This window comes from Methanothrix harundinacea 6Ac (genome assembly GCF_000235565.1).
GTDB classification, from domain to species: Archaea; Halobacteriota; Methanosarcinia; order Methanotrichales; family Methanotrichaceae; genus Methanocrinis; species Methanocrinis harundinaceus.
Window position 1 is genome coordinate 2,044,423 of the sequence record NC_017527.1, and the last position, 13,384, is coordinate 2,057,806.

General features: G+C 66.0%; 16 protein-coding genes. 9 read left to right on the forward strand and 7 right to left on the reverse strand.

Annotation, left to right across the window (positions count from 1 at the left end; translation table 11 throughout):
• The first annotated feature begins 102 nt into the window (after nt 1–102).
• The 9 genes from MHAR_RS09625 (at nt 103) to MHAR_RS09665 (ending at nt 7,994) form a co-directional block, all read left to right on the forward strand.
• Nucleotides 103–711 carry an MBL fold metallo-hydrolase gene (locus MHAR_RS09625; protein WP_187287811.1) on the forward strand — a complete coding sequence of 203 codons (609 nt, stop codon included), beginning with the start codon at nt 103–105 and terminating at the stop codon, nt 709–711.
• 26 nt (nt 712–737) lie between these two features.
• Complete coding sequence (locus tag MHAR_RS09630) at nt 738–1,304, forward strand: HVO_0476 family zinc finger protein (RefSeq protein WP_014587422.1); 567 nt, start codon at nt 738–740, stop codon at nt 1,302–1,304.
• An 11-nt stretch (nt 1,305–1,315) separates the two neighbouring features.
• Complete coding sequence (locus tag MHAR_RS09635) at nt 1,316–1,927, forward strand: protein-L-isoaspartate(D-aspartate) O-methyltransferase (RefSeq protein ID WP_048144591.1); 612 nt, start codon at nt 1,316–1,318, stop codon at nt 1,925–1,927.
• Nucleotides 1,928–1,968: 41 nt separating this feature from the next.
• Nucleotides 1,969–3,483 carry a 2,3-bisphosphoglycerate-independent phosphoglycerate mutase gene (gene gpmI, locus MHAR_RS09640; protein WP_014587424.1) on the forward strand — a complete coding sequence of 505 codons (1,515 nt, stop codon included), beginning with the start codon at nt 1,969–1,971 and terminating at the stop codon, nt 3,481–3,483.
• 28 nt (nt 3,484–3,511) lie between these two features.
• Nucleotides 3,512–4,102 carry a VIT1/CCC1 transporter family protein gene (locus MHAR_RS09645; protein ID WP_014587425.1) on the forward strand — a complete coding sequence of 197 codons (591 nt, stop codon included), beginning with the start codon at nt 3,512–3,514 and terminating at the stop codon, nt 4,100–4,102.
• Nucleotides 4,103–4,112: 10 nt separating this feature from the next.
• A complete protein-coding gene (locus MHAR_RS09650; protein WP_014587426.1) occupies nt 4,113–5,729 on the forward strand; it encodes a M20 family metallopeptidase in 1,617 nt (538 codons plus the stop codon).
• On the forward strand, nt 5,726–6,157 hold the full coding sequence (gene mobB / locus MHAR_RS09655) for a molybdopterin-guanine dinucleotide biosynthesis protein B (RefSeq protein ID WP_014587427.1): 432 nt from the start codon (nt 5,726–5,728) through the stop codon (nt 6,155–6,157). The genes MHAR_RS09650 and mobB overlap by 4 nt, the downstream gene beginning before the upstream one ends.
• A 122-nt stretch (nt 6,158–6,279) precedes the next feature.
• On the forward strand, nt 6,280–6,936 hold the full coding sequence (locus MHAR_RS09660; RefSeq protein ID WP_014587428.1) for a hypothetical protein: 657 nt from the start codon (nt 6,280–6,282) through the stop codon (nt 6,934–6,936).
• 80 nt (nt 6,937–7,016) lie between these two features.
• Nucleotides 7,017–7,994, forward strand: coding sequence for a radical SAM protein (locus MHAR_RS09665; protein WP_014587429.1), 978 nt, complete (start codon nt 7,017–7,019; stop codon nt 7,992–7,994).
• Nucleotides 7,995–8,530: 536 nt separating this feature from the next.
• On the opposite strand, the gene MHAR_RS09670 is transcribed toward MHAR_RS09665, so the two are convergent.
• The 7 genes from MHAR_RS09670 to MHAR_RS09700 are packed head-to-tail and all read right to left on the reverse strand — an operon-like array spanning nt 8,531 to nt 13,324.
• On the reverse strand, nt 8,531–9,028 hold the full coding sequence (locus MHAR_RS09670; protein WP_143763382.1) for a hypothetical protein: 498 nt from the start codon (nt 9,026–9,028) through the stop codon (nt 8,531–8,533).
• A complete protein-coding gene (gene dapB, locus MHAR_RS09675; protein ID WP_014587431.1) occupies nt 9,018–9,791 on the reverse strand; it encodes a 4-hydroxy-tetrahydrodipicolinate reductase in 774 nt (257 codons plus the stop codon). The genes MHAR_RS09670 and dapB overlap by 11 nt, the downstream gene beginning before the upstream one ends.
• Entirely contained in the window at nt 9,788–10,663 is an 876-nt protein-coding gene (gene dapA, locus MHAR_RS09680) for a 4-hydroxy-tetrahydrodipicolinate synthase (protein ID WP_048144592.1), read from the reverse strand. The genes dapB and dapA overlap by 4 nt, the downstream gene beginning before the upstream one ends.
• A gap of 5 nt (nt 10,664–10,668) precedes the next feature.
• The gene (locus MHAR_RS09685) at nt 10,669–10,860 is read right to left on the reverse strand and encodes a 30S ribosomal protein S17e (protein ID WP_014587433.1); all 192 of its coding nucleotides are present in this window, start codon (nt 10,858–10,860) and stop codon (nt 10,669–10,671) included.
• A 45-nt stretch (nt 10,861–10,905) separates the two neighbouring features.
• Nucleotides 10,906–12,291, reverse strand: a complete 1,386-nt coding sequence (gene thiD, locus MHAR_RS09690; protein WP_014587434.1) for a bifunctional hydroxymethylpyrimidine kinase/phosphomethylpyrimidine kinase — start codon at nt 12,289–12,291, stop codon at nt 10,906–10,908.
• 3 nt (nt 12,292–12,294) lie between these two features.
• A complete protein-coding gene (locus MHAR_RS09695; RefSeq protein ID WP_014587435.1) occupies nt 12,295–12,855 on the reverse strand; it encodes a hypothetical protein in 561 nt (186 codons plus the stop codon).
• Nucleotides 12,856–12,910: 55 nt separating this feature from the next.
• Entirely contained in the window at nt 12,911–13,324 is a 414-nt protein-coding gene (locus MHAR_RS09700; protein WP_014587436.1) for a DUF61 family protein, read from the reverse strand.
• Nucleotides 13,325–13,384: the final 60 nt, after the last annotated feature.

The following is a 13,384-nucleotide window of genomic DNA, read 5'->3' on the forward strand; positions in this document are numbered from 1 at the left end:
CCAACTCCCGGAGGCCCGACTAAACGGGCCGCCCGTCATATCTTTATCCTCTACCTTATTAAATCCATTTGAGGAGGGATCGCATCCTCCGGGGTGGAGCAGGTGGCATGGATATCAGTTCTGGCGGAGGGGTACGCGGTGACCCTGGCGGGCGGGGGGTTCCGGGCATCGCCCTCGACGGTCCTTTTGGAGGAGCCGGGGAGGAGGGTCCTGGCGGACCCCGGAGCCGACGGGAAGAGCCTCCTATCCGCCCTCCGGGAGCGGGGGCTATCGCCCTCGGATATCGACCTCATATTCGTCACCCACGGCCACCTCGACCATCTCCTCAACCTCAGGCTCTTTCCGGATGCCGAGGTCTGCGACGGAAGCTTCCTCTACCGGGGGGACGAGGCCATCCCCTACGGCAGGTTCCTCCCGGATACGGAGATAGAGGTCCTCCCGACGCCGGGACACGCTCCCGACCACGCCTCCCTCCTCGTCCCTTCGGGGAAGGAGACCTGGCTGGTGGCGGGGGACCTCTTCTGGTGGCGGGACGGGGCCGTCCCCAGGACCGACCTTCCCAGCCTGCTGGACCTGGAGGATGAGCTGGCCACCGATCCCGAAGCCCTGAGGAGGAGCAGGATCGAGGCCTTGAGGAGGGCAACGGTGGTGATCCCGGGCCACGGTCCGCCCTTCCGGCCCGAGGGCCGGCCTCGGATGGTCACCTTTTAGTAGTTTTTCGAGGAGGAGTTGTAACCATGCAAGAGGAGATCTTCTGCCCCGAATGTGGCGAAGTCACCGAACACGGAACCGTCAAGCTGGGACGGGAGCACCTCGTCAGGTGCGAGGCCTGCGGGACGGTCCACCCCCACCAGCTGGAGAGGACGAGGCTCACAGGCCTCAGGGTGATCGTCAGCGCCACCGAGAGCTCCTCGCGGCGGACGATCGAGCTCCCGGAGGAGGAGCTCCTCGCCGTCGGCGACGAGATCCTGGTGGACGACGGGATCGGAGATGTCGTCATGGTCGAGGTGACCTCCCTGGAGCTGGCGGAGGGGCGGCGGGCGGAGAGGGCGAAGGCGGGGGAGGTGATGACCCTCTGGACGAGGGCGGTGGACGAGGTGGTGGTGAAGGTCTCGGTCCAGAGGCGGGGAAGGACCACATCCTTCGACGTCCCCGCCAGGGGGGACGAGCCCTTCGCCGTCGGCGAGGTGAGGACCGCCGACGGCCGAAGGTACAGGGTCGAGAAGATCAGGGTTCGCGACGGCCGATCTCCGGAGAGGGCCCTCGCCAAGGAGATCGTCCGGGTCTGGGGGGCTGCCCTCTGAGGAAGGAGGAGATGCTGAGGATGCTCCGGGGGAGGGTCAGCGACCGGGTCCTGGAGGCGATGGAAGATACGCCCCGGGAGCTCTTCGTCCCCAATCGGGTGCGGCAGATGGCTTACCAGGACCACCCCCTCCCCATCGGCGACGGCCAGACGATATCCGCCCCCCACATGGTGGCGATCATGTGCGACCTCCTCGACCTCGGAGAGGGGATGAGGGTCCTGGACGTGGGGACCGGCTCCGGCTACCACGCCGCGGTGATGGCGAAGCTGGTGGGGCCCGAAGGCCACGTCTACTCCATCGAGCGGGTGGCAACGCTCGTCGCCTTCGCCCGGAAGAACCTCTCGGAGGCGGGGATCGAGAACGTCACCGTCGTCGAGGGGGATGGGAGCCGCGGCCTCCCCGACCACGCCCCCTTCGACCGGATCAACGTCGCGGCGACGGCGCCGAAGGTCCCCGAGCCCCTCCAGGCCCAGCTGAAGGTGGGGGGAAAGCTCGTCATCCCCGTGGGGACCTGCTACCAGGAGCTCCTCCTGGTCGTCAGGACCGAGGAGGGGTTTGAGATGGAGCAGCACGGCGGCGTCGTCTTCGTCCCCCTGATCGGCGACCACGGCTTTCAGGTCTAGGGGAGGAAAGGGTTATCTCGAACCGGGGAGACCGAAAGGCGATGAAGCCAGTCACCCTCATCATCATGGACGGGTTCGGGGAGAGCGGCGAGGTGGAGGGGAACGCCATCGCCGCCGCGAGGACCCCCACCATCGACCGCCTCAAGGGCTCTTATCCGTTCACCACCATCGGCGCCGCAGGGCTGGACGTGGGCCTCCCCCCCGGCCAGATGGGAAACTCGGAGGTGGGCCACCTCAACCTCGGGGCCGGGAGGATAGTCTACCAGGACTACACCCGGATCAACCTCGCCATCGAGGACGGCACCTTCTTCGCCAACCCCAACCTCGCGGAGGCGGTGGACCTGGCCAGGGATAGGGGGGGGACCCTCCACCTGATGGGCCTCTTATCCGACGGGGGGGTCCACAGCCACCAGGCCCACCTCTTCGCCCTCCTCAGGCTCGCGCGAGATAGGGGGCTCGGGCGGGTCCGGATCCACGCCATCCTCGACGGGAGGGACGTCCCCCCCCGGAGCGCCCTCGGCTACTTCCGGGAGCTGGAGGAGGTGATGGGGTCTTTTGGCCTCGGGAAGGTCGCCACCGTCGCCGGGAGGTACTACTCCATGGACCGGGACCGGAGGTGGGAGAGGACGGAGCTCGCCTACCGGGCGATGACCTCGGGGGAGGGGCTGAGGGCCGATAGCCCCGCTGAGGCGGTCCAGGCCGCCTACGACCGGGGGGAGGACGACGAGTTCGTCAGGCCGACGGTCATCGATCCCGACGGCCTGGTCAGAGACGGCGACTCCCTCATCTTCTTCAACTTCAGGCCCGACCGGGCCCGCCAGATCACCAAGGCCTTCCTCCTCCCCGACTTCTGCGAGTTCGATCGGAGGAAGGTCGAGGTCCACTTCGTCTGCATGACCCAGTACCAGGAGTCGATCGGGGCTCCGATCGCCTTCCCCGCCGACCACCTCACCGAGACCCTGGGAGAGGTGGTGAGCAGGGCAGGCCTCCGACAGCTCCGGATCGCCGAGACGGAGAAGTACGCCCACGTCACCTTCTTCTTCAACGGCGGCCGGGAGGAGCCGAGCCCCGGGGAGGATAGGCTCCTGATACCGTCGCCGAAGGTCGCCACCTACGACAGAAAGCCGGAGATGTCCGCCTTCGAGGTGACGGACGCCGTCGTCGAGAAGATCCGGGGAGGGGCCTACGACCTCATCGTCCTCAACTACGCCAACTCCGACATGGTAGGCCACACCGGGATCTTCGAGGCGGCGGTGGAGGCGGTGGAGGCGGTCGACGACTGCGTCGGACGGGTCGTCTCGGAGGTCCTCGCCCGGGGCGGAGCCGTCCTCCTGACGTCGGACCACGGGAACGCCGAGCAGATGGAGGACAGAAAGACCGGCCAGCACCACACCGCCCACACCACCAACCGCGTCCCCTTCGGCCTCATCGGAGGCAAAAGGCCGAGGCTCCGGGAAGACGGGATCCTCGCCGACGTCGCCCCCACCGTCCTCGACCTTCTCGGCCTCCCCGCCCCCGCCGCCATGACCGGGAGGTCTCTGATCGCCAGAGATTAAGCCCAAGAGGTTTCAGTCTCTCCCTGATATGGATTCGTGCTGGAAACGGTTCCGGACCTACCTTCAGGTCAGCCAGGCCTTCAAGATAGCAAGAAGGCTCTTCGTCATGAACGCCTTCGACGGGATCCTCACCCTGATGGGGGTCGTCATCGGAGCCCACTTCTCGGGGCTCTCAAACCCCGAGGTGGTCATCAAGGCGGGGATTGGGGGGATCATAGCTCTCGGGATCTCGGGGATGAGCAGCGCCTACCTGGCGGAGAGGGCCGAGAGGAGGAGGGACCTGAGGAAGCTCGAGAGCGCCATGCTCAAAGACCTGAAGAGGAGCCAGTTCGCCAGGGCCTCGGAGTTCGCCACCGTCGTCGTCGCCCTGGTGAACGGGATCAGCCCCGCCCTGGGGGGGATGATCCTAGTCATCCCCTACTTCTTCGTCCCGGCGATCGATATGGAGGCTGCCTTCCGGGCGTCCCTCGCCCTCGGCCTCCTCTGCCTCTTCGTCCTGGGGATATTTCTCGCCAGGATCAGCAGCGAGCGGATGATCGTCTCGGGGGTGAGGATGATCCTGGTGGGGCTTCTGACCATCGCCATCGTCAGCCTCGTATCGGCGCCGGGGGCGATCTAGGGGGATCCCCTTGTACGGCGGGATGGGGTTTGAGACCGACACCTTCCTCGAGATCACCCTCCAGCTTCCGGAGTGGCACGAGGTCGACCTCGGCCCGAGGAGGCTGGATCTGATCATCCGGGAGGGGGGGATCCTGGACTGCCATATCAGGAACCTCCAGCGGGGGAGGTACGGGCCGGGGCGGGCCGAATTTCTGGAAAAGGTCCTCCTCCCCCGGCTCGAGGAGAAGTGCTCTCGCCTTCTGGAGGGGGTCGCCCCGGAATGGAGGGGGCTCCGGCGAGGGGAGGTCGGAGAAGCCTTTAATAGGGCCCGGGCCAGGATAAAATGCTTGAGATTCATGGAGCTTTACCGATGCCTCGAGGCGGGGACCCCCGAGATGCTGGAGGACCTCAGGGACCTGGTGGGCTTTGAGACCGTCACCCCTCCGGGAAGAGAGTACCCCGAGATCGTCGACCACCTGATCCCCATCTTCAGGGACCTCGGCTTTGAGGCGGAGAAGGTGGTGGTTCCCCCGGAGGTCCTCGCGGGGCGGGGGGAGGAGGCGATTGGCGAGCGGTCGAACCTCTGGGCCCGGCTGGACGTCGGGGCGGAGGAGACCATGGTGATCTACACCCACCTCGACGTCGTCCCCGCCGGGGAGGGGTGGTCCAAAGACCCCTTCGCCCTGGATATCCGGGACGGGAGGATATACGGCCGGGGGGTCGCCGACTCCAAGGGGGCGGTGGCCGCCCTCATCGCCGCCCTCCGGGCCATCGAAGCCACCGGCCGCCCCCAGCGGAACCTCCTCGTCCTCCTCACCACCGACGAGGAGGGGGGAGGGTACTCCGGCCTCTGCTACTTCGCCGACGAGGGGCTGGTGAAAGGAGACGTCATGCTCTGCATGGACAGCTTCTCCGACGACGTCATCATCGGGTCGAACGGGATCATCACCTGGGAGGCGACGGTCCGGGGGAAGGCCGCCCACTCCGGGGCGAGCTTCCTCGGGGAGAACGCCATCGAGAAGGCCCTCCCGGTGATCGAGGCCCTCCTCGACCTGAAGGGGAGGGTCGAGGCGAGGAGGTCCACCTTGCGGGCCAGCTCGGAGCTGGAGGAACACGGGGTCGATTTCGTCCGGCCGATGCTGAACGTCACCGTCATCCGCGGCGGGATCAAGGAGAACATCGTCCCCGACCGGTGCGTCCTCCGGGGCGACCGGCGGGTGATACCCGAGGAGAGGATGGAGGAGGCGGCCGCGGAGCTGGAGAGGGAGATGGCGGCCCTTCCCGTCGACCTGGAATGGCGGTCGTGGATGGGGTACCCCCCCATGAGGATCGACCCCGACCACCCCTGGGTCGCTGAGGTGAGGAGAGCTCTGGAGGGGGCCTCGGGGAGGAGCCCCCGCCTCGCGGGAGCCCAGTACAGCCTCGACCAGGCCTACGTGGCGGAGGTGACGGGGATCCCCACCTGCGTCTACGGCGTCGGCCGCCAGACCGACTCAAACCCCCACGGACCCGACGAGAACGTCACCCTGGAGGACCTCTCGATCTACGCCCGGTTCCTGGCCGCCCTCATCTCGGGGTGGGGGGCCGGGGCGGAGGAGGGTGGGGTGGATAAGGAGCGGGGAGAGAGGAAGGAGGGGTCGGATTGAAGGTCATCTCGGTGGTGGGCACCAAGAAGTCCGGCAAGACCACCCTGGTGGAGGCGATGGTCCGGGCCCTCCGGGGAAGGGGCCGGGTCGGGACGATAAAGAACATGCCCGGCCACCCCGTCGAGGACAGGGGCGACACCAGGCGCCACTTCGAGGCGGGGGCCGACGTCGTCGTCGGCGTCGGAAGCGAAAGGATCCTCTTCAAGGTCTCGAGAGGGGGAGGGCTGGAGGAGGCCCTGGAGGAGCTGCGGGCTAGCGGGGTGGAGTTCGCCATCGTCGAGGGGTTCAAGACCTCCGGCCTTCCCAAGATCGTCCTCGGCGGGATCGAGGTTGATAACCTCCTCCGAAGGGTCGACGCCTCTCCCCCCTTCGACGAGGGGCTGATAGAGGAGCTGATCGGCCTATTGATCCTGCAGCCCGAGAGCTGATCGACCCGAAACCGGGGAGAAGCGGCTTCGCCGGAACTCGATTTATTTATTTTTTGCCGGGAGAAAATCTCGACACGTTTTTAAACGAGGACGCCTTCAACGGGAGGTCGGGGAGGTTAAATTTGAGTCGTCTATGCAGCGCCGTCATCATCTCGATCCTGGTTCTGGTGGGGTCAGCGGCGGCTGCGAACTACATCTACGAGCGCTCGGTGATCCAGGGGGTGGGATACCGGAACCACGAGCTGATAGGCCAGACCGGCCAGGGTTACAGCGGCTCGAAGATCATCGAACGGATCTCCGGATCCGGGAACTTCTACGATCGGACCGAGTTTGAGCTGAGCGTCCACCACAACTCCATAAACTTCACCCAGGAGGCGACCTTCGAGTACTTCCCGGTCAGCTACCAGACCGGAACCTACGACCGGAAGTGGATCGACCGGCTCTGCGTCATGAACTACGACGCCGGTGCCGTCGTCACCGAGCAGTACACCCACGCCGAGAGCCTGATGAAGAGCACCCAGATCAGCACCGTCGGAAACAGCCCCCTCAACGAGGTGAACAACAGCGGCATCGAGGCGAGCTTCAACGCCAACGTCATCGGGGTAGGCCACATCGGCTGGCTCTCCATGGACACGAAGACCAACTGCAAGGGGAGGCACTTCGAGGTGGGAAGGTCCGTCGAGGACGTCACCGGGGTCTTCTCGATAGAGAAGTACATCCAGCTCTTCAGCAACGTCAGCGGGACCACCGGGGCGGTGGACTGGCTCCCCTGCCTGTAGGCGGGAATTTCGGCCCCGACCTCCAGCCTCCTATCGCCTGGGACCATCCTTTATAAACCCCCGGGGGATACATGATGGCGATGGATCTACTGACCAAGGCCCGCCTCATCTCCTGGGGCAGGATAGAGATGCCGGAGGTCTTCCGCCCCGAGGGGCCGGTCTCGACGGCGGGACCCGGCGCCGGGGAGAGGAACGTCTTCTTCCGGTCCGGCGGGCGGAGGGTGCGCCTCTCCGCCGAGGAGGGCTCCCCCCTGAAGCTGGTGGAGCTGGAGGGGGAGGAGGTGGCTATCCTCTTCAAGGGCAGAGAGATCGCCCGGGGCGTCCTGGAGAGGCCCCTCCTCCACTGCCCCCGGCAGGCCTACATCACCGTCAGCGAGAGGTGCATCTACGACTGCAAGTTCTGCGCCGTCCCGAAGCTCTCCGGGGGGGTGAAGCCGAAGGAGAGGGTGGTGGAGATGGTGGCGCAGGCCCTCGATTCGGGGGAGCTGGAGGCGATATCCCTCACCAGCGGCGTCGAGCGGACCCCCGAAGAGGAGGTGGCGAGGGTCGCCGAGATCGTCCGCGCCCTCCGCAGGTTCGACCTGCCCATCGGGGTCTCCGTCACCCCCGCCAGAGGGTCCAGCAAGGCTCTCCAGGAGGCGGGGGCGGACGAGATCAAGTACAACGTCGAGTGCCTCGACCCGGTCCTCTTCGGAAGGGTCTGCCCCGGGGCCTCCCTCGACAAGATCAAGGCGGCCCTCGCCGACGCCGCAGCCCGGTTCGGGAGAAACAGGGTCTTCTCCAACGTCATCGTCGGCCTCGGCGAATCGGAGCCCTCCCTCCGGGAGGGGATCGAGGAGCTCGCCGAGATGGGGGTCCTCCCGGTGATCAGGGCCGTCTACCCCCATCCCCTGAGGGTCGGGGAGGTCGAGATGGTCAGGCCTTCTCCGGAGAGGCTCCTCGACCTCTCCCGCCACCTCCGGCGGGCCCTCGACGAGCACCGCCTCCGCGGCGACGCCGCCGAGACGGGGTGCTATCGGTGCACCGGCTGCGACCTGATCCCCCACCGGGACCTCTGATCAAGAGGCATGGACGGCGCTCAGGACTCAAAATCCTCATCATCCATCAGGCAGGTCGGCTCATCATCGCGCCGCCGTCGTCCCGGTACCAGATCGGTCCCCGAAGGTGGACCCAAATCAGCGCCACGGGGATTAAGATTATCGGACGGGTGGGGTAGCAGCTCGGGGTTGAGACCCGCCGATAGTAATTAATACCACCTCTCCCAACCTTACGGCCAACCGGCTGAAGATGGAGAGGTGAGGAGATTCATGGGAGAAAATGGAGTTGCCATCGGGCTTATGATTGTAGGGTTTCTGATCACGTTCATGCTGCCGCTCTACGCTCTGGCAGCGATATTCTGAAGGCGCCCGGCAGGACCGGCAGTCCTTCCTTTATACCTTTTTTGATGGCTAAAACCATAGACGGCTCTTATTGGGCGTCGGGCTGCCATCTCACCATCAGCCCTTGATGCCCGGCCATGATCTCCCCCGAGGGGGAGGCCGTGGACCTCTGCCGCCCACCTCAGATCCTCGGCCCCGAGGAGGGCATATCGCCATCAGATATCGATCCTCACCCCGAAAAGCCTCTCGAACTTCTCGTACTTGGCCCGGGCCCGGTACAGGTTCTGGCGGAGGTAGGGCTCCCCCCGCTCGCACCGCTCCATGTCCCTCAGCTCCGCGGGGGTGAAGACCGCCTCCAGCTCCTCCCGGGGAATCTCGGAGATCCTCGGCATCTTCCGAGGCCCGGGGGTCGGCGGCGCCGCTGCCACCTCTCGATCCCCCTTCCACGCCCAGCGGGAATCGTACTCCGCAAGGACTATGGAGCCGCAGCCCCGGCACCGGGACGCCACCAGCCACCCTCCGGGGGTGCTGTAACAGCCGAGGGAGGAGAGCTCGCCGCCGCAGCCGGCGCAGAACCCGGCGAGCTCCTCCCCCGTCCACCGCCTATCGAGCCTCTCCCCCTCAAAATAGAGCTCTCTCTCCCTCTCGTCGAAGCTGTACATCTCTCCAACGCCGGCGCATTTAACCCAACCTGCGGACAGGTCACCTCTCACCGAGGACCTCGGCCATGGTGTAGATCCCGGGGGTGGCTGAGGCTACCCACCTCGCCGCCCGGACCGCCCCGGTGGCGAAGGCCTGCCGACTGTGGGCCTGATGCTTAATCTCCAGCCGCTCGCCGGGCCCCGCGAAGAGGACGGTGTGGTCGCCGACGATGTCGCCGGCCCGGACGGCGTGGACCCCGATCTCGTCCCCCCGGAGACCCTGCCCCTCCCTGCCGTAGACGACCGCGTCCCTGCCGGTAACCCCCGCCAGGACCCGGACCGCCTCCGCCGCCGTACCGCTGGGGGCGTCCATCTTCTTCCGGTGGTGGGCCTCGATCACCTCGATGTCGTAGCCCTCCAGGGAGATCGCGGCATCCTCGATCAGCCTCCAGAAGAGGTTGACCCCGACGCTATAGTTCGGCGAGATCACCGCCGCCACCTTCCCCTCGATCGATCCGGCGATCTCGCGCCTCTGGGGGTCCGAGAGGCCGGTCGTCCCCACCACCAGATTGACCCCCCGGTCCGCCGCCACCCGAACGTTCTCTACGGTGGCCGCGGGGGCGGTGAAGTCGATGAGGACCTGGGCGCCAGAACTCCTCAGAACCTCGGCCAGGTCCCGGGGGTCGGAGACGAAGACCCCGCCGCCGAGGGGCTCGCCCACCCCCACCAGATCGAAGCCTGCGACCAGGGAGAGGTCCTCAAACCTCCCGATCTCCTCGATGAGAAGCTGCCCCATCCGCCCCCGGGACCCCGCCACCGCTATCCTGACGGTCATGCGACCTCGCCCAGCAGGTCCACGGCCTCTTTCAGCCTCATCTCGTTCTTCTCCGCCATCGGCGCCAGGGGGAGCCTCAGGGGTCCTGCGGCGAGGCCGATCATCCCCGTCGCCGTCTTGACGGGGATGGGGTTCGTCTCCAGGAAGAGGGCGGAGACGAGGGGAGAGAGGATGTAATGGAGCCTCCGGGCCTTCTCGAGGTCTCCCTTCAGCATCGCATCCACCATCGCCACCATCTTCCTCGGAGCCACGTCTGCCACCACCGATATGACCCCCTTCCCCCCCAGGGCCATGATCGGGAGGGTGAGGCCGTCGTCCCCGGAGAGGACGAAGAACTCCTCGTCTCGGGTCATCTCGATGATCGCCGAGATCTGGGATAGGTTCCCGCTCGCCTCCTTTATCCCGATGACGTTCTCGAGTTTCGCGAGCTCCGCCACCAGCTCAGGCTTGAGGTTGATGCTCGTCCTCCCCGGGACGTTGTAGAGGATGAGGGGAAGGTCGGAGCTCTCGGCCACCGCCCTGAAGTGGGCGAGCATCCCCCGGTCGTTCGGCTTGTTGTAATAGGGGGTGATCAGGAGGGCGGCGTCGGCGCCGGCGTCCTCGGCGTGCTTGGTCAGCTCCACGGCCTCCCGGGTGTTGTTCGACCCGGTCCCGGCCACCACCTTAACCCTGGCGGATTCGACGGCGATCTCGACAACCCTTTTGTGCTCCTCGAAGTTGAGAGTGGCAGACTCGCCGGTGGTGCCGCAGGGGACGATGCCAGCGACGCCGGCCGCGCTGAAGTACTCGACGTTCCCCCTCAGGCCCTCCTCGTCCACCTCTCCATCCTCTCGGAAGGGGGTGATGATGGCCGGCAGCACACCTTCAAACATCCACCTTACTCTCCTCGGATCTGGGCTTTGCGGGTTATGTAGCCCGCGACTCGGTTGCGGATGGTCTTGTTCTTGATGTCGGTGTACTCCGAGACCATATCCTTGTTATGCTCGAAGTCGTTGTTGAAGACCCCCTGGTAGGCCTTCATCAGGTCATCTGCAAAATTCTTGATGTAGTTAGGCTTTACGCTTCCCATATAGGACACTCCAAATAAAGAACCGCGCTGTTACAGCACCAAACTTCAATTTATAGGTTCCCGTCTGGCGGATAGACCCCTGGCGATCTCCACCGCCAGATCCGCCACCTCGCCGGCGGATCGGCCCAGGAGCCTGAGCATGGGCTCCTTTCCGGGGCCGCCCCGGTCCCAGATGACCTGGGGGACCGGCCGCTCTAACCGGCCCGGATCGGTCGCACCCCCCTCCTTCGACCCGGACCTGAAGCGGCGTATCGCCTCCCCCGTCCCCCAGCTCATCGTCTTCTCGCCTTCCGGCTCCTCCTCCCGGCTGAAATCGGACGCCGAGAGGCCGAGGGCGAGGGCCGCCTCCAGGACATCCTCGCCGAACCGGAGGTTCATCGCCGCCCTCGCCCCGGGATCGAAGCTCATCGCCGCGAGGATGATCCTGGCGACGTGGCGGCTCGCCCCGAACCGGACCGATCCACATGCTCGGACCCTTCTGCCCGCCCTCACCAGCCTCCCCTCGACGGCGGCGACGTCTTCGGGGCCCGAGGCGCCGAATATCGCCATCCCCAAATTCAACCCCACCTCCGGGATCAGATCGACGAGGGCCGGCTCCGAGAGGAGGGCCTCGACCCCGTCGGAGACCCCCGTAAAGACGACGTATCGGTCCGCCCTCTCGAGGGCTTCGCCGAGGGGGTTGACGGGGGAGGCGCCCCTGCCGACGGCGATGCTCTTTCTCACCGAGCCGGCGGCGAAGGCCTTCGCGAGCCTCGCCGCCTCCTCGATATCCCTCCCCCCCGCCAGAAATGCGGCTGTGGCCGCCGAGTAGGTGCAGCCGACGCCGTGGTTTCCTCCCGGGACCCTCTCGCCCCGGATGATGCAGTATCCTTTCGCCGTCACCAGAAGGTCGTCTCCGGCGAGATGGCCTCCGGTGACGACGGCCGCCTCCGCCCCCAGGTCGAGGATCGCCTCCCCGGCCCGGAGGGCGCTCCCCTCGTCGGTGACCCGGATCCCCGTCAACGCCTCCGCCTCGAAGATGTTGGGGGTGACGACCCGGGCTAGGGGGATGAGCCTCTCGACGAGGAGGCCGAGGGCCTCCGGATCGAGGAGCCGTCCTCCCGCCTCCGCCTCCACCACCGGGTCGACGACCAGGGGGATCTCCTCCCTCTCGAAGAAGCCGGCGACCTCCAGGACCACCTCCCGGGATGAGAGCATCCCCGTCTTGGCGGCGGAGATCTCGAAGTCCTCGGCTAGGGCCGCAAGCTGGGATATGACCGCCTCGGGGGGCATGGGGTAGACCTCCAGGACGCCGAGGGTGTTCTGGGCGGTAACGGCGGTGATCGCCGAGGTCCCGTGGCAGCCGAGGGCTCCGAAGGTCTTGATGTCCGCCTGGATCCCCGCCCCTCCGGAGGAGTCGGAGCCGCCGACGGTGAGAAGGACGGGGGCCATGGATCACCTCCGCCCTTTCGCCTTCGTCTCCGCCTCCCGGAGGAGGTCGGGGGAGAGGCCGTACTCCCGGGCTACCTTCAGGGCCTTGTTGTAGAGGCCGGAGTCCATATGCGCCGCGAAGGCCTTCTCGGCGGCGGCTATCCTCATATCGTCGGGGAGCTCGAAGTCGACGGCTATATCGGCGGCGTTCTTGGCGAGGCCGAAGTCCATGCTCTTGTTGTAGGCCCGGATTGCCGCCTCCCTCACCATCTCCGGCGGGAGGTCGTACTTCTTCGCGAACTCCGCCGCCGCCTTGTACTGCTCGCCGTCGACCTTCCTCACAAAGGACCTGGACGCAGCCTCGACGACCATCTTCTTCGATAGGCCGTACTCCTTCGCCAGCTCCGCCGCGAGGGAGTACTCCCCTATGCCCAAGACCCTCGAGTACTCCCTCCTGACGGCATCCTGGAGCGGCTCGGCGGATAGGGAGTAATCCTCCCTGATCTTCGCCGCCTCCCGATACCGGCCCTGGGCCATCCTCTCCTCGAAGAGCCGGATCGCCTCGGCCGGAGCAATTTCAGCCATCGTCAAACACCTCCGAGGCTATAATATGTCCGCATCGTATAAAAAAAGATCAGGATCAGTCCAGGGCGGTGATGAAGGCGTACTGGCTGGTGGTGGGGAGGTTTCGCCTCAGCTCCCGGATCTCGGGCATGTAGATGATCACCATCTTCCGATCGCCCCGCTCGATCTTGAGGAGCTTTCTCACCAGGATCCCCTCCGCCTCCCCCTGGACCCGGGCCGAGCCGCTCCCGTACTGGGGGGCCATCTCTATGAGGATCGGGAGCCTCAGCCTGTCCCAGAGGTACTTGGGGACCGCCTCGGAGATGACCTTCAGCTCCTTTTTGTCCATGATGAAGAAGGTGTTGTCCTTCCCCCGGACCCCGGGCTTCTCCTCCTGGAGGAGCTCCGTCAGCCTCTTCCTCCTCCCGGGAAGGTGCTGGTTCATCGACTGAACCGTCTTCACTATCAGATTGTTGTCAACGGCGACCATCCCTACCCCTTCCGCCCCGGACCGTCTTAAAGGTTCTCCCGACCTTTTATCTCAAGAGTC